Source organism: Phycisphaerae bacterium (assembly GCA_017999985.1).
Classification (GTDB): Bacteria; Planctomycetota; Phycisphaerae; order UBA1845; family Fen-1342; genus JAGNKU01.
Map to the genome: position 1 here is coordinate 13,896 of JAGNKU010000022.1, position 15,644 is coordinate 29,539.

The following is a 15,644-nucleotide window of genomic DNA, read 5'->3' on the forward strand; positions in this document are numbered from 1 at the left end:
GTCCTTTAATCCATTCCACCCTTCGGCTCCCTTGAAGGACGGAAGGCGGACTACACCTGTTTATAGAGGGCGCTGGGGCCGGATTTCCACGGTCGGTCAAGCGGTTGGGCCGAGAAAACACCACCCTGAGCCAGAGACGCGGTGTTTACCTATTTAGACACAGCGAGTTATGAGAATGCAGTCGACGAGCGAGTCGCGACAGAACTTCAGGCAATTTCAGCGCACGTCCTATAACCATAGCTCGGGCTCGGCGCGCACAACGACACGCCCGACCCAATGATCCTGGTTGCGCGGAATTGTCGGCGACGCCACCTGACGGCTTTGTGCCGCGATATACTCCAGAACTTCGTCAATCGTGACCGTTGTCTCTTCGCAACAGGAACCGCGACCATGCTGAAGCTCCGTTTCCGCAGTCTCGTGCTTGTCGCCGTCGTCGCCGCCCTCACCCGCCCCGTCCGCGCCGAGCAATTGCCGAGTGATGAACGGATCAAGACCGGCAAACTCGACAACGGCGTCACCTGGATGTACCGGCAGCACGCCGTCCCGCCGGGCAAAATGGCGCTCATGATTCACATCGCGTCCGGCTCGCTCGCCGAGACGGACGACCAGCGCGGGCTGGCCCATTTCCTGGAGCACATGGCGTTCAACGGTTCGGAGCATTTTCCGCCGGGCGAGCTGATCCCGTATTTCGAGAGCATCGGCATGGAGTTCGGGCGCGACCTGAACGCGTTCACGAGCTTCGACCAGACGGCCTACATGCTGTTCCTGCCGGACACGACGCCGGAGCAGATGGAAAAGGCGCTGACGGTCTTGAGCGACTACGCGTTTCGGCTGTTGCTATCGGAGGAGGAGATCGAAAAAGAGCGTGGGGTGATCCTGTCGGAGTTGCGGGCCGGCATGAATGCCGAGCAGCGGCTGCGCGACAAGCTGTTTGAAACGCTATTCGCGGGGACCCGGCTGGGGCAGCGACTGCCGATCGGGATCGAGAAGGTTATCAGAGAGGCGCCGCGGGCGGAGTTCGAGAAGTTCTACCGGACGTGGTATCGGCCGGAGCGGGTGACGCTGCTGATGGTGGGCGACGCGGCGCCGGAGCCGTACCTGCCGCTGGTCGAGAAGTGGTTTGGGCAGTACAAGTCGCCGCTGGAGGCACAGACGCCGCCGGGGCCGGAGCTGAAGCCGTTCAAGGCGTCGCAGGCGCTGGTGCTGTCGGACCCGGAGTACGCGCAGGGCGACGTGGACCTGTACAACATCTCGGCGGGGCGGCCGCCGACGACGACGGTCGAGCAGGCGCGGGTGGACCTGGTCGAGCGCGTGGGGTCGTGGATCCTCGAGCGGCGCTTTTCGGAACGGATCAAGAAGGGTGAGGCGAGCTATCGCGAGGCGAGCGCGCGGGTGGCGAACTTCTTCAACGATGCAATGCTGGTCAACGCGACCGCGGTGGGCGAGCCGAAGGACTGGGAAAAGATGCTCGAGCAGCTCGTGACGGAAGTGGCGCGGGCGCGGGAGCACGGGTTCTTGGCGCCGGAGTTCGAGCTGTGCCAAAAGGAGCTGATCGCGTCGGCGGAGGATGGCGTCCGGAAGGAATCGACGCGTAACGCGCGCGCCCTGCTGATGGGGATGCTGCGGGCGGTGAACGACCGCCGGCCGGTGCTGTCGGCGCAGCAGGAACTGGACCTGCTGAAGAAGCTGCTGCCGACGATCAAGCTCGAAGAGGTCAACGCGGCGTTCGCGGCACACTACAAGCCGGGCACGTTCGCGTACGTGCTGACGATGCCGGAGAAGGCGGACGTGACGCTGCCGAGCACGGACGACGTGCTGGCCGCGGCCCGGGCGGCAGAGGCGCGCCGGGTCGAGCCGCCCCAATGGGAAGAACGCCCCACCACGCTGCTGGAACATGAGCCGACTCCGGGCAAGCTTGGCGAACTCATGACCGACGAGGAGCTGGCGATCACGAGCGGTTGGCTCGCGAACGGCGTGCGGGTCCATCACCGCTTCATGGACTACAAGAAAGACACCGTGATGGTGAGCATCACGCTGGCGGGCGGCCAGATCGAGGAGACCGCCGAGAATGTCGGCGTGACGACGGTGGCCGAGCTGATCGTCGACCAACCGGCGACGAACCGGCTCGCGTCGACGGACATCCAGGACATCATGACAGGCAAGAACATCAGCGTGGGCGGCGGCGCGCAGGACGACGCGTTCACGCTGACGGTGACCGGCTCGCCGCAGGACCTGGAAAGCGGGCTGCAATTGGCGCACGCGCTGCTGACGGACGGCAAGCTGGAGCAGAGTGCGTTCGACAACTGGAAGCAGGGCGCGCTGCAGCGCTACGCGCAAGCCAGCAAGCTGCCGCAATTCGCGGCGTTCGATGCGTTCATGAAGCTGATCAGCGGCAACGACCCGCGCCGGATCATCATGCTGACGCCGGAGCAGATCGAGGCCCAGACGCCGGCCCGCGCGCAGGCCTGGTTCGAGCGGCTGCGGCGCGAGGCGCCGCTCGAGGTGGCGGTTGTCGGCGAGATGCAGCTCGCGGACGTGCAGCCACTGCTCGAGAAGTACATCGGGTCGCTGCCGAAGCGGGGGCGCGACGCCGGCGGTCTCGACCAGCTGCGCAAGCTCAACCGGCCGGCCGGGCCGCTGGAGAAGCACGTCCAGGTGGACACGATCACGCCGCAGGCGATGGCGCTGGCCGGATGCGTCGGGTGCGATGCGAACGCGGTGACCGACGTGCGGGCGCTGAACCTGGCGGCGAACATCCTCGACAGCCGACTGATCAAGCGGGTGCGCGAGGAACTGGGGCTCGTGTACTCGATCCAGGCGGTGAGCGGGCCGGGCCGGGCGTACGTGGATTCTGGTATCATCTTCAGCGGGGCCCCGTGTGCGCCGGACAAGCCGGCGGAAGTGATCAAGGAGATCGAGACGATCCTGAAGGCGTTCGCCGAGGACGGCCCGACCGCGGAAGAGCTGGAGAACGCGAAGAAGCAGCTTGCCAACCGGCTCGACACGCAGTTGAAGGAGCCGAGCTTCTGGTTCAGCCAGTTGCAGACGCTGGACCTGCACAAGGCAAAGCTGGAGGACCTCAAGCGGATTCCGGAGTCGTACGCCGCGTTCACCGCGGAGCAGGTGCGCGACGTGTTCCGCAAATACTACACGCCCGCGCGGCAGTTCCGCGTGAGCGCGGTGCCGACGGCGGCGCCGGCGAAAACGCCTGAGCCGGCAGGAGCCGCGCAGGAGTAACCACCAAGGCGCGAAGACGCGAAGCACCGAGTGGGTTGGCGCCGCGAAGGGCAGCCCGCTCGGTGCTTTTCTATGACCGGCGACAAGCTCGTGCGCCAACGCTCCCCCTGCCCCCGCCCTGGGAGGAAAGGGAGCTATGCGCCGAGCCAGGCCTTCAATAACGTCACGGTCGCGGTCTTGTCGGGGATCGCGTAGCCGCGGCCGACGTCCGGGTCGTGGTGGATGGGAATGCGCAGGTTCGGCGGCGCGACGCACCCGGGGCAACCATCGCTGCAGCCGCAGCCGGCGACGAGGCGATACGCCAGTGCGAGCAATTCCGCGCAGCGCTCGTAGCCGTGCCGCGCGTAGCCGACGCCGCCTTCGTAGCGGTCGTAGATGATGATCGTGCTGACACCGAGCTGGGAGGAGTTGACGATGCCGCCGATGTCGTAGCGGTCGCACATGGCGAGCGGGGGCAGCGCGACCATGAGCAGGTTGCGCACGCCACTGAGGGCTTCGTGGACGCGGCCGCCGGCGTCGCGCGTGGCGGCGAGGGCCTGCTCCGGCGGCTGCAGCCACAGCCCGGTTGTCTCGACCTGTTGCGCGGGCAGATCGAGCGCGGTCTGGCCGATCAGCTCCTGGGTGTAGAGCTTGAACTTGCGGAAGGCGACGGTCTGCCATTTCACGGTGACCTCGCCGAAGCAGCGCTTGCCACCCCGGCAGTCACCGCTGAACCGCTCGGTGCCGAGGCGGCATTCGTCGGCGAGGACCGGCTGCGTGTAGTAGTCGGCGGCGAGGCGTTCGACGCGGGCGAGGCGCGCGGCCTGATCCAGCTGCCGGACGATGTAGCTCTCGCCCTGGTGCAGGTAGACGGCCTCGGGGTAGACCAGCTCGGGCGCGGAGATCGAGTCGACCTGGCCGATGACCTCGTCGCGGCCGTCGGTCGTGTCGACGATCGCGAAGGTCGCGTTGCTGATCGTGCGGAGATTGGTCTGCGCGGCGGGGAACTCGGCGGAGGACCAGTAGAGGCGCTCGGCGGTGCGGCGCAGCTTGCCGTCTTCGGTCAGCACCTGCGTGACATCGGCTGCGAGGGCGCCAAAGTCGCGCAGGTCGTCGTCGGACAGCGGCAGCTCGAACGCGGCACAGCCGAGCTGGGCGGCGAGGATATGCGGGTTGTCCGGGTCGATGATCGCCTGCTCCAGCGGCCGGTCAAAGACGAAGTCCGGGTTGCGCATGAGGTACTGGTCGACCGGGTCATCGTAGGCGATGAAGATGGCGAGCGATTCGTCCTGTCGGCGACCGGCGCGCCCGGCCTGCTGCCACAGACTGCACAGCGTGCCGGGGAAGCCGACCATGAGGGCGGCGTCGAGGGCGCCGACGTCGATGCCCAGCTCCAGCGCCGTCGTGCTGCACACGCCAAGGAGTTCACCGCTGAAGAGCTGGCGCTCGATCTCGCGGCGTTCAAGTGGGAGGTAGCCCCCGCGGTATGGGCGCAGGCGGCGGGCGAGGTCGGGGCGGCGGCGTTGCAGGGACTCGGACACGTACTTATAGAGTAGTTCGGCGACAACGCGGGCCTTGGTAAAGGCGATGGTGCCGGCACCCTCTTCCAGCAGGGCTTGCATGAGGTGTTGCGCCTCGACGTTCGCGCTGCGGCGGGCGACGCGGACGGGCGGACCGCTCAGAGCGCGCGCGAGCGGTTCCAGCGAAGCGCGCGGGGGGGTTGGCGGACGATCTTCGAGCCATGGCGGGTTCCAGAGGACGAACCAGCGGCGGCCGCGCGGGGAAGTGTCCTGGTCGATGAGCACCAGATCGGACTGGCCCGTAAGGCGCTCCGCGAGTTCGCGCGGGTTGCCCAGCGTGGCCGAGCAGCAGATGAACTGGGGCGACGCGCCGTAGTGCCGACACACGCGCTGCAGGCGGCGGACGACGCCGGCGACGTGGCTGCCGAAGATGCCGCGGTAGGTGTGGATCTCGTCGAGGACGACAAACCGCAGACCGGCGAAGAAGCCGGCCCACTTCGCGTGGTACGGCAGGATGCCCTGGTGCAGCATGTCCGGGTTCGAGAGCAGGATGTTCGCATTGCGGCGGACGCCGGGGCGTTTGTGCGTGGCGGTGTCGCCGTCGTAGCACGCCGGGCGGGCGCGTTCGGCCAGCCCCCCCTGCTCGATCAGGCGTTCGAGGCTGCCGAGCTGGTCGTAGGCGAGAGCCTTGGCGGGAAAGAGATAGAGCGCGCGCGCGCTGGTGTCGTCGAGCAGGGTCGCCAGAACAGGTAGATGGTAGCAGAGGCTCTTGCCGGAGGCGGTGCCGGTGGCGATGACGACGTGGCGACCCGCGCGAATCGCGTCGTAGGCGTCGGCCTGGTGGCGATAGAGCGCGTTGATGCCGTCAGCCGCGAGCAGCGTCTGGAGTGTCGTCGGGAGCGGCGTGGTCGGTTGGCGGAAGTCGGCGGCGCGGGCGGGGAGCTCGCGGACGGCGGCGATCTGGCCGCGGTAGTGGCGGCCGGCCTGCAGTCGCGCGATGAAGCTCCGGGCGTCCATGAACGGCGGCACTCCGCGCCCCCGGCGGCGGAGTATAGCACGAGTGCGAACAGATGCCAAACATGCGTGCTCGCCGCGGTCCGGGAGAGGGCGCCCAGCAGGCTGGTACGCCTTGACACGGGAGCGCATTTCTACGGACGGGTTCTACGGATTCCGGCGCTGGGCTAAAATGAACTCATGTCGGTCGGGCTTGGCCCGGCGAATGCCAGCGCCGGGGCGGCGCGTGACCGGCATAGATCGTGGCCCTGTCCAGGAGCGGCCACACCGTTCACTTCGTCCGGAACTGGCAGGTCAGGAGTTCACGTCATGTGCCGAGGACGTATCCGGCGGCGGGCCGGCTTCACGCTGATCGAATTGCTCGTCGTGGTGGCGATCATCGCCCTGCTGATCTCGATCCTGCTGCCCTCGCTGCGCGACGCGCGCGAGCAGGCCAAAGTCGCGAAGTGCCTGGCAAATTACCGCCAACTGACGACCAGCACGATCCAGTACTTCCTGGATTACAACGACAACTTTCCGTTTTACGATCCCTACCGCGGGATCTGCAGTTGGGCGTACGGCGGCAAGACGCCGGACATCTACTGGAAGACGGCGAGCGGCTACGGCGACGCGCTGTACTACACGGTGGACAAGCGCCCGCTGAACAAGTATCTGATGGGCGGGAAAGTGGACATGGATCTGTATCTCCCGGGTGAGACCGCGCCGCGCCGCACGGAGATTCCGGTCGCGCAGTGCCCGTCGGACAACATGTCGCACCAGCGCATCTTCTGGACGAACGCGAACGCCGACGTGAGTTCGATGTCGAGCTACAACGACGTCGGCACGAGCTACCATTACAACCTGCACGCGCTGTTCGACGTGACCTCCGAATCCTGGGGCGGCCAGGTGAACCCGGATGACAAATGGGGGGAGATCGGCCGAAAGCTGGTCCGGGCGGTCCTCGACAAGTACAGCGGGACATACGTGATGTTCATCGAGGATCCGCTGGACTGGGGCCTGGGCTTCGGCATCCCCACGCTCGGCAATCACGGCAAATTCGCCCGGCATCCGACCGGGTTCCTCGACGGCCACGCGGACTACAAAGCCGTGGACACGCGCGGCTGGTGCGGGCTCGGCTGGGAGGCGATCTGCCGCGCGTGGGTGCGTACAGTGGACTTCACGCCGCCGGACCTCTACTACGCGCCGGGCAATCCCTATGAATACACAAACCCCAAGGAGAAGAACTGCGACCCGCCATAGGAACGTGGAAGGCGCGGTGCCCGGTTTCAAACAGTCCGCAGCCGTGGACGGGTTACCGGGCATCAATTACACTCGTGCCGGTTGAATTGGCGCTTGGCCGGATGCGGCCGGCGCAGGCCATTGGACGCGGCTGACCCGCGACGGGGTCGCCGACAATTCGTGCGGGCGCAACCGGTCGGACACGGTGTCTGACGCGGCGAGGCACGCCGTTGGAAGGAGCTAGGATGTCACCTGCGGTCAAGAACGGAATTCTGCTGGCGGTGCTGCTCGTGGTCCTGGGGGGGGCGGCGTTCTTCTTCACGCGCAAGGACAAGGAGACGAGCTATCCGACGACGGGGTACGAGACCACCTGGATGTGCGAGAAGTGCGGCAAGCATTTCGAGCTCAGCCCCGCGCAGTACAAGGACTGGGTGGACAGCAAGGACAAGATGCGGCGCGATTCGAACTATCCGCCGCGCCTGACCGTGTTTTGGTGCGATAACTGCCAGGCCTACTCGGTCGTCCGTGCTGTCGTGAACAAGGCGACCGGCGAATGGGAACTGACGGCGGACTCGCAGGGGAACCCGCCGAAGGGCGCGGGTGGCGGCGCGAAGTCAGGCACGACGAAGCCCCCGAAGAAGTAGCGCGATTGCGGTCGGTGGCGGCGACGGCGACGTGCGTGCATGCCGTCCGCGTCGGAACGGGGTGTACCGCAGGGGCGGGTCAGTGCGTGGACTGGCCCGCCGTCCGGCCTGTGGGCGGCGCCGGGATGTGTGTTATCGGTCGCGTGCGGAGGGCAGCCCGTGAGCGATCACGGACGTTGCGGGGTGATCAGACAATCTGACAAACGGGGCGACGATTTCTGACAACCAGGAGCGTTCTTACGGACTCCAAGGTTAAGCCTGGGCATCGGGCGAGCCGCGCCGAATGATATCGGCACCGGGCTGCGACGGACGCCAGCGCCGCACAGGCTCGGGATGAGTTGCCCGCGTGTGACACGCGCGGCGGACGGGAAGATCAACGGTCTGGCCAGTCTTTAGGAGCGTCATGATGCGAAGTAAAGGTGCGGGAGTTCGCAGCGGCTTCACGCTGATCGAACTGCTAGTAGTAGTGGCGATCATCGCCCTGCTGATCTCGATTCTGCTGCCGTCGTTGCGAGATGCGCGCGAGCAGGCCAAGGTGGCCAAGTGCCTGGCCAATTACCGCCAGTTGACCACCAGCACGGTCCAGTACTTCCTGGACTACAACGACAATTTCCCGTTCTGGACGCCCGGCCACGCAAGCGGCATCTGCTCGTGGGCCTACGGCGGCAAGACCAACCACGAGGACTGGATCGGCGACGCCAACTACATCCGGGTGAATGAGCGTCCGCTCAACACGTACCTGATGGGTGGCAAGGTGGAGCACGATATGGTGATCTCGGGCGAGCCGTACCCGCGCCGCACCGAGATCCCAGTGCTGCAGTGCCCGTCGGACCACATGAGCCACCAGTCGCTGAACTGGGACAATCCGCAGGCCGAAACCAATGATGCGCTCGCGCGGTCCTGCTACGACGACGTGGGCACGAGCTACCAGTACAACCTGCACGCCCTGATGGACGTGATCTGGTATGACGGCGACAGCGACCCGTGGAGCAAGCCGGGCGACTGGACCGACATCGGGCACGAACTCGTCAAGAACGTCATGGCCAAGCACAGCGGCACGTTCGTGATGTACCTCGAAGACCCGATGGACTGGGCCATCAACAAGAGCGTGGTCGAGATTGGCTCGCACGGCAAGTTCGGCCGCAACCCGCTCGGGTTCCTCGACGGCCACGCCGAGTACAAGGCCACCGACACCCGTGGCTGGTGCGGCCTGGGCTGGACCGCGATCAACCCGAACTGGGCCAAGACGGTGGACTACACCCCGCCGATCTACTACGGGCAGCCGGTGGGTGGCGTCGCGAAGAATTGTGATCCTCCGTAATCGGTCGTAGAGCTGCAACGCCGCCTGCTTGCAGCTTAATCCGCATCCGCGGAGCGACCATAGTCAGAACGGCCCGTCAGAGCTGACGGGCCGTTTTGCTGCGCCCGGCGGGGGCGCGGTGGCCGGCGCCGGGACGAATAACCCCCAGCCTGCGTCGGGCCGAAACGAGGTGGGGCCGGTGCACACCACGCCCAGTTATCGGACGGTAACCTGACCGGCCTGTGTGCCGTTCGATCGCGCATCGGCACTTTTTTTGGCGCCCGGGCGCGTTGCTGCGGAATACTCCACTGAACACATTCATGTCGCGTGTGTCTATTTGCGCCCTCGGGGGCGGCGCAGCCGGCCCTGGCGACTGCCAGCGACCAGGGATCGCAAGGCGGGTCGAGCGTACGACCCCGCACATGTCTCAATGTCTGGCGCAGTAGGAGCGTGACAATGCACCGGAGAGGCGTTACCGCACGCAGCGGCTTCACGCTGATCGAGCTACTGGTGGTAGTGGCGATCATCGCGCTGCTCATTTCCATTCTGCTGCCGTCGCTGCGCGACGCGCGCGAGCAGGCCAAGGTGGCCAAGTGCCTGGCCAATTACCGCCAGTTGACCACCAGCACGGTCCAGTACTTCCTGGATTACAACGACAACTTTCCGTTCTGGACCCCCGGCCACTCGGGCGGCATCTGCTCCTGGGCCTACGGCGGCAAGACGAACCACGAAGACTGGTACGGCGATGCGGCGTTCTACATCCGCGTGAATGAGCGTCCACTCAACACGTACCTGATGGGCGGCAAGGTGGAACACGACCTCGTGATCTCGGGCGAGCCGTACCCGCGCCGGACCGAGGTCCCAGTGCTGCAGTGCCCGTCGGACCACATGAGCCACCAGTCGCTGGATTGGGGCAATCCCCAGGCGGAAACGGACGGCGCGCTCGCGCGGTCCTGCTACGACGACGTGGGCACGAGCTACCAGTACAACCTGCACGCCCTGCAAGACGTGGTCTGGTATGACGGCGACAGCGACCCGTGGAGCAAGCCGGGTGACTGGACCGACATCGGACACGAACTCGTCAAGAACGTTCTGGCCAAGTACAGCGGCACGTTCGTGATGTACCTCGAAGACCCGATGGACTGGGCCATCAACAAGAGCGTGGTCGAGATTGGCTCGCACGGCAAGTTCGGCCGAAACCCACTCGGGTTCCTCGATGGTCACGCCGAGTACAAGGCCACCGACACCCGCGGCTGGTGCGGCCTGGGCTGGACCGCGATCAACCCGAACTGGGCCAAGACGGTGGACTACACCCCGCCGATCTACTACGGGCAGCCGGTGGGTGGCGTCGCGAAGAACTGTGATCCTCCGTAATCGGCCGCAGGGCCGCAAGAACATCGGCCTGCCGCCGCCCGCGGCAGCAGAGTGGCCAGAATCGTGAAACGGCCCGTCAGGCAGTGCTGACGGGCCGTTGGTTGATGCGGAGAAGGCGGTCGCGCATCCGCGCGGTTGGCGGCGTCGACGTGTCCGGCGGCACTCACGTGCCGGTTTACTGGCCTGCGGCACCGCCCGGCTGTGCCGCTTTGTTGCCCGCGTCCGGGTCCGCCGGTGCGGGGCCGGAGCGCGGTGCGGCGCCCAGCCGCGACAACTTCATGATGCGGACTTCCAACTGCTGGTAGGCCGGCTCGCGATCGTCGGTGAGGATCGTCACGGAGGCACCGTCGGCCGGCATGTCGGCAAAGGCGGGCAGGGTCAGGCGCACCTTCTGCGAGGCCGTCTTGCGGTCGGCGAGGGGCGGCTCGGGCGGCAGAATCTCCCACTGAATGCCGGGAAAGCTGGTTTGAACGCCGGTGATCTTGAGCGGGGTGTCCTTGCGGTAGTCGACGCTCACCACGCGCTGCGTGGGTTGCTTGGCGTCCGCAGTCACGGGGATGGTGCCGGGGAAGACGACCACGCGCGGCTGCACGTTGGCGGCGACCGGGACCGTCAGGACGGGCACTTCCTCCAGGCCGGTCTCAAGCTGCACCTCGGTCTGGTTCCAGCCCTTGTTGAGCGGCGGGCGCGTGGCGGCGGTCAGCTCGTACACGCGGCCGGGCTCGAGTTCCGCAAGGGCGATGTCAAACCGGCCGAATTGCTGATCAGGCTTGAGCTTGAGCGACAGGGGCCGGTGGTACTGGTTCTCGAGCTTCATCGTCAGGCGCTCCGAGGCGCTAGGCTCGATGTTGGTGAACGTGAGGCGCTCGGCGGGTGTCATGGTGAAGAGCGCATTGACCATGCCGGTGACGGGGATATCCACGCTGGCCTGCGTGGGATCGTTGGTGGTGAGGGTAACTTTCTTGCTGGCCGGGCCGGCGCGCTTCGTGTCGTACTGGATTGCGAAGGTGCTGGTGGCGCCGGGCAGCAGAGGCGACTGCGGGTTGCTCACGAGCGTGCAACCGCAGGAGCTGCGGACGCTGAGGGTCAGCTCGGCGTTGCCCACGTTCTTTACGGTGAACTCGCGCTTGACCGGCACGGACTGCCAGACGGTGCCGAAATCGAAGGTGGTCGGGCTGAGCTCGAGGCGCGGAGCCGGCTCACCGGCGGGCGGCTGGTCTTGGGCGATGGCCCAGACGCCCAGGCTGAGAACCACGCTCACCGCCAACCAGCACCTGCGTTCACGCACTGTCATATCGTCTGCCTCCGATCGTCGCGGGATGTCATCCGGCGCGCGGCGCTGCGCGCGAGTGCGCCCTAAGTCAGGAAAGCCCGCCGACCGCGACGGGCTTTCGGGGACTGGAGACGAAGGGGCTCGAACCCTCAACCTCCGCATTGCGAACGCGGCGCTCTCCCAGTTGAGCTACGTCCCCAAGGCAGTGTCATTATAGGTCACCCGGCCAGCGCTGCAACCCGCGCGCGCTCACGGCAGTGCGGCGATGCGGGCCGCCAGTGCCGCCAGGTCCGCCGGGCTGCGCTCCTGCGGCTTCCAACGGAACCCGAGACCGTCCCCGGCGCGGCGCGGGATGATGTGGAAGTGCACGTGCGGCACTTCCTGTCCCGCGACGGTGCCGTTGTTGAGCAGGATGTTGTAGCCGGCGGCGCCCGTCGCGGCGACGATCCGGCGCGCGAGGGCGACGAGTTGCTGCCCCAGGTCGGCGGCCTCCGCAGCCGTCAGGTCTTCGAGCCGGGCGACGGCGCGCTTCGGCATCACGAGCGTGTGTCCATCGGCCAGCGGGTGGATGTCGAGAAACGCGAATACCTGCGCGTTCTCGAAGACGCGCTGGCAGGGGATTTCGCCAGCGATGATCCGAGCAAAGATGGACCGTTCGGCGGCGCTCACGAGGGCTACTCCGCGGCGCCTTCCTTTTCCGCTCCCGCGGCGGGCTTGGCGGGCGCCTTGGTGGACCGGCGGCGACCGGGGTGCGGGCGCGGCTTGCCGGCGTAGACGGTGTACTTGACGCGGGCCCGGCGCTTGCGCTCGGTCTTGTCCTTGCTGCGGGGGCGCGGCTTGTCTTCCTCGCCGACGAGCTGGAGGATGGCCAGCGGGCCGGCGTCGCCGAGCCGGCGGTCGGCGAGCTTGATGATGCGCGTGTAGCCGCCGCTGCACTGGCGGGCCTCGTTGCGCTTCTTCATGCGCGGGCCGATCTCGGCGAAGAGCTTGTGGAGGACGGACTCGGCGCTGAACTTGAGGCCGGGGCGCGTGGTATTGACGCGGTGCCGCCGGCCGGAGCGGGCGCGCAGGGTCTTGAGCCGCTTGGCGTCGCTCATCCGGTCGTAGTCGTCCTGGTTATCCTTGGGGATGACCGCCCGATCCTGGAGCAGACGCTCGGCGCGCTGGCGCGCGGACAGGTCGCCGGCGACAGCCAGCGTGACGAGTCGTTCGGCGAAGCTGCGCACTTCCTTGGCCTTGACGAGCGTGGTCCGCACTTCGCCGTGCTCGAAGAGGCTCTGGCACAGATTGCGGCGCAGGGCCAGGCGGTGGCTGGCGGTCCGGTTCAGTTTTCTGCCGCGCACACGGTGTCGCATGGTGGTACTTCCTCAGCGTTTAATCCAGGGTGGCCGGGGTCCCGGAGTGGGCCGCGTCGTCGTCCTCGGCCAGACTGTCGGCCCCGCCGCTGCCCAGGCCTAGCGACAGGCCGCAGTCGGCGAGCTTCTGCCGGACCTCCATGAGGGAGGTCTTGCCGAAGCTGCGGAGCTGGAGCAGCTCGTGCTCGGTCATCCGGACGAGCTCACCGATCGTCGTGATCTTGGCGGCGTCCAGGCAGTTGCTGGCGCGGACGGAGAGTTCCAGCGACGCGATGGGCCGCTCGAGCTTCTGACGCAGCTCATCGTCGACGGCGGGCGTGGCCTGCTCGGCGCGGCTGTGCGCCGCGGCGACCTCGGCGCCCAGCTCGAAGTACTGCACGAACGGGTTGAGGTGCTTGCGCAGGATCTTGGCCGCCTCGACCAGGGCGTCCTCGGGGCGCGTGGTGCCCTTGGTCCAGATTTCCATGACCAGCCGGTCGTAGTTGACGCGCTGGCCAACGCGCGTGTCCTCGGTGCGGTAGCGGACGCGCGTGACGGGCGAGTAGAGCGCGTCGACCGGGATCACGCCAATTTCGGTGTTCTCATCGGTGTGCTCGGCGGCCGGCACGTAGCCGCGGCCGCGCGCGACGGTCAACTCGGCGGAGAAGTTGACGTCGTCGGTGAGCGTGGCGATGAGCAGGTCCGGGTTCTGGACGGTGATGGCCGGGTCGCATTGGAAGTCGCCGGCACGCACCGGGCCCTTCTCACGGCGTTCGACGCGCATGGTCTTGGGCGTCTCGCTGTCGAGGGCCACAACGATGTCCTTGATGTTGAGGATGATGTCGGTGACGTCCTCGAGCACGCCGGGCAGCGACGTGAACTCATGATCGGCGCCCGCGATACGGGCGTGCGTCACCGCCGAGCCTTCGAGGCTGGAAAGCAGGATCCGCCGCAGGCTGTTGCCGACGGTCGTGCCGAACCCGCGTTCGAACGGCTCGATTGTGAAGCGTCCATAGGTGTCGGTGCTCAGCGAGTCGTCCCGGACGACCCGCGTCGGCAACTCCAGACCACGCCATCTGATCCGCATTTTGCACTTGCCTCCCGAGATCGCGCCGTGGGGCGCCGCATCTCAGCCAGCCGGACCCGTTACCGCGAGCAGAACTCGACGATGAGCAATTCTTCCACGGGAATCAATACGTCGTCGCGTCCCGGCAGGGTCGTCACCGTCGCCTCGAGCTTGGCGGGGTCGACCTGCAGCCAGGCCTGCGACGGCGGGTTGGAGACGCCTTCCAGGAGCGCCATCTGGGCGCGGGCGTACTTCTGGCTGCGCTCGCGCGGATGCACCGTGATGCGATCGCCGACCGCGACGAGGTAGCCCGGGCGATCGACCTTGCGACCATTGACCAGGATGTGGCCGTGGACGACGGCCTGCCGCGCCCCGCGACGGCCGGCGACGAAGCGGGTCTTGTAGACCACGTTGTCGAGCCGGCGCTCCAGAATCTGGAGCAGGGCCTCGCCGGTGTTGCCGGGCGAGCGGTTGGCGAGCTCGAAATAGCGGCGGAACTGCTTCTCGAGCACGCCGTAGTGCCGCTTGACCTTCTGCTTCTCGCGGAGGCGGACGGCATAGTCCGAGGTCTTGCCGCGCCGGAACATGTGCATGCCGGGCGGGTAGTTCTTGTATTCGCGTTCGAGCGGGTTCTTGCCGGTCTCGTCGCGAATGGGCTTGAGCATCAGCTTGACGCTTTCGCGCCGCGACAGCCGCGTGCTTGGTCCGAGGAGACGACCCATGCTTAGACCCTCCGCCGCTTGCGCGGGCGACAGCCGTTGTGGGGCAGCGGCGTGACATCTTCGATGGACTGGATGCGAAGCCCGGCGGCCTGCAGGGCGGTGATGGCCGACTCGCGGCCGGCACCGGGGCCCTTGACGCGCACTTCGACCTCGACGACGCCGTGCTTCTTGGCCTCATAGGCACAGAACTGCGCGGCGCGCTGGGCCGCGAAGGGCGTGCTCTTGCGGGCGCCGGCGAATTTCTTGTCGCCGCCCGAGGCCGGCACGGACCCGGCCGAGGCCCAGCAGAGCGTATCGCCGTTGATGTCGGTGATCGTGACGATCGTGTTGTTGAACGTGGCCTTGATGTGCGCGATGGCCTTGGCCACGTTGCGCCGGACACGCCGTTTGGTAGGTGACTTAGCCAATGGAGCGGCTCCCTGGCGGCCTTAGCCGCGGTGCATCTCTTTGATACCCTTCTTGCCTGCAACGGTCTTCTTGGGGCCTTTGCGCGTCCGCGCGTTGGTGCGGGTGCGTTGCCCGCGGACGGGCAGGCCACGAATGTGCCGGATGCCGCGATAACAGCGGATCTCGCGCAGCCGGGCGATGTTCTGCTGCACCTGGCGGCGCAACTGGCCTTCGACGACGTAGTCGTTCTCGATGATGCCAGCGATCTTGCTGACCTCTTCCTCGGTCAGCTTGTTCGCCCGCACCGACGGGTCGATCTGCGCCTTCTTCAGGATCTCCACCGACCGCGTCGGACCGATCCCGTAGATGTACTGCAGGGAGACGTCGATCCGTTTCTGAGCGGGGATGTCAACACCGGCGATACGTGGCATACGAAACGCGCCTCTCTGAAGCCTAGCCCTGACGCTGCTTGTGGCGCGGGTTGGTGCAGATGACCCGCACCACGCCCTTGCGCTTCACGATCTTGCAGTTCTCACAAATCCGCTTGACGCTGCTGCGTACCTTCATGACCACACC

The 15,644-nt window shown here is 66.7% G+C and carries 14 protein-coding genes and 1 tRNA gene; 5 read left to right on the forward strand and 10 right to left on the reverse strand.

Annotated features, from left to right (window positions below; all coding sequences use genetic code 11):
- The first annotated feature begins 390 nt into the window (after positions 1 to 390).
- On the forward strand, positions 391 to 3,237 hold the full coding sequence (locus tag KA383_19460; GenBank protein ID MBP7748299.1) for an insulinase family protein: 2,847 nt from the start codon (positions 391 to 393) through the stop codon (positions 3,235 to 3,237).
- A gap of 134 nt (positions 3,238 to 3,371) precedes the next feature.
- Here the strand turns inward: KA383_19460 and KA383_19465 are convergent, their stop codons facing one another.
- Positions 3,372 to 5,753: a DEAD/DEAH box helicase gene (locus KA383_19465; protein ID MBP7748300.1), complete on the reverse strand. Its 2,382-nt coding sequence runs from the start codon at positions 5,751 to 5,753 to the stop codon at positions 3,372 to 3,374.
- Between the two features lie 321 nt (positions 5,754 to 6,074).
- Here KA383_19465 and KA383_19470 point away from each other — a divergent pair, with 321 nt between their 5' ends.
- From KA383_19470 to KA383_19485, 4 genes are all read left to right on the forward strand, one after another.
- Positions 6,075 to 6,989 (forward strand): prepilin-type N-terminal cleavage/methylation domain-containing protein, encoded by a 915-nt coding sequence (locus KA383_19470; protein MBP7748301.1) that lies wholly within the window; start codon positions 6,075 to 6,077, stop codon positions 6,987 to 6,989.
- A 224-nt stretch (positions 6,990 to 7,213) separates the two neighbouring features.
- Positions 7,214 to 7,612 (forward strand): hypothetical protein, encoded by a 399-nt coding sequence (locus KA383_19475; GenBank protein ID MBP7748302.1) that lies wholly within the window; start codon positions 7,214 to 7,216, stop codon positions 7,610 to 7,612.
- A 406-nt stretch (positions 7,613 to 8,018) separates the two neighbouring features.
- The gene (locus KA383_19480; GenBank protein ID MBP7748303.1) at positions 8,019 to 8,933 is read left to right on the forward strand and encodes a prepilin-type N-terminal cleavage/methylation domain-containing protein; all 915 of its coding nucleotides are present in this window, start codon (positions 8,019 to 8,021) and stop codon (positions 8,931 to 8,933) included.
- Between the two features lie 435 nt (positions 8,934 to 9,368).
- Positions 9,369 to 10,286: a prepilin-type N-terminal cleavage/methylation domain-containing protein gene (locus KA383_19485; protein ID MBP7748304.1), complete on the forward strand. Its 918-nt coding sequence runs from the start codon at positions 9,369 to 9,371 to the stop codon at positions 10,284 to 10,286.
- A gap of 175 nt (positions 10,287 to 10,461) precedes the next feature.
- On the opposite strand, the gene KA383_19490 is transcribed toward KA383_19485, so the two are convergent.
- The 9 genes from KA383_19490 to rpmJ all read right to left on the reverse strand — a co-directional run bounded on the left by KA383_19490 (position 10,462) and on the right by rpmJ (position 15,635).
- Entirely contained in the window at positions 10,462 to 11,580 is a 1,119-nt protein-coding gene (locus KA383_19490; protein ID MBP7748305.1) for a DUF1573 domain-containing protein, read from the reverse strand.
- A gap of 105 nt (positions 11,581 to 11,685) precedes the next feature.
- A tRNA-Ala gene (locus KA383_19495) sits at positions 11,686 to 11,758 on the reverse strand.
- 50 nt (positions 11,759 to 11,808) lie between these two features.
- Positions 11,809 to 12,228, reverse strand: coding sequence for an HIT family protein (locus KA383_19500; GenBank protein MBP7748306.1), 420 nt, complete (start codon positions 12,226 to 12,228; stop codon positions 11,809 to 11,811).
- Positions 12,229 to 12,233: 5 nt separating this feature from the next.
- Entirely contained in the window at positions 12,234 to 12,914 is a 681-nt protein-coding gene (gene rplQ, locus KA383_19505) for a 50S ribosomal protein L17 (GenBank protein ID MBP7748307.1), read from the reverse strand.
- Between the two features lie 19 nt (positions 12,915 to 12,933).
- The gene (locus KA383_19510) at positions 12,934 to 13,980 is read right to left on the reverse strand and encodes a DNA-directed RNA polymerase subunit alpha (GenBank protein ID MBP7748308.1); all 1,047 of its coding nucleotides are present in this window, start codon (positions 13,978 to 13,980) and stop codon (positions 12,934 to 12,936) included.
- 59 nt (positions 13,981 to 14,039) lie between these two features.
- Positions 14,040 to 14,681 (reverse strand): 30S ribosomal protein S4, encoded by a 642-nt coding sequence (gene rpsD, locus KA383_19515; protein MBP7748309.1) that lies wholly within the window; start codon positions 14,679 to 14,681, stop codon positions 14,040 to 14,042.
- Positions 14,682 to 14,683: 2 nt separating this feature from the next.
- On the reverse strand, positions 14,684 to 15,088 hold the full coding sequence (rpsK, locus tag KA383_19520) for a 30S ribosomal protein S11 (protein ID MBP7748310.1): 405 nt from the start codon (positions 15,086 to 15,088) through the stop codon (positions 14,684 to 14,686).
- 21 nt (positions 15,089 to 15,109) lie between these two features.
- On the reverse strand, positions 15,110 to 15,499 hold the full coding sequence (gene rpsM, locus KA383_19525; GenBank protein MBP7748311.1) for a 30S ribosomal protein S13: 390 nt from the start codon (positions 15,497 to 15,499) through the stop codon (positions 15,110 to 15,112).
- Positions 15,500 to 15,521: 22 nt separating this feature from the next.
- Complete coding sequence (rpmJ, locus tag KA383_19530) at positions 15,522 to 15,635, reverse strand: 50S ribosomal protein L36 (protein MBP7748312.1); 114 nt, start codon at positions 15,633 to 15,635, stop codon at positions 15,522 to 15,524.
- Between the last annotated feature and the right edge of the window lie 9 nt (positions 15,636 to 15,644).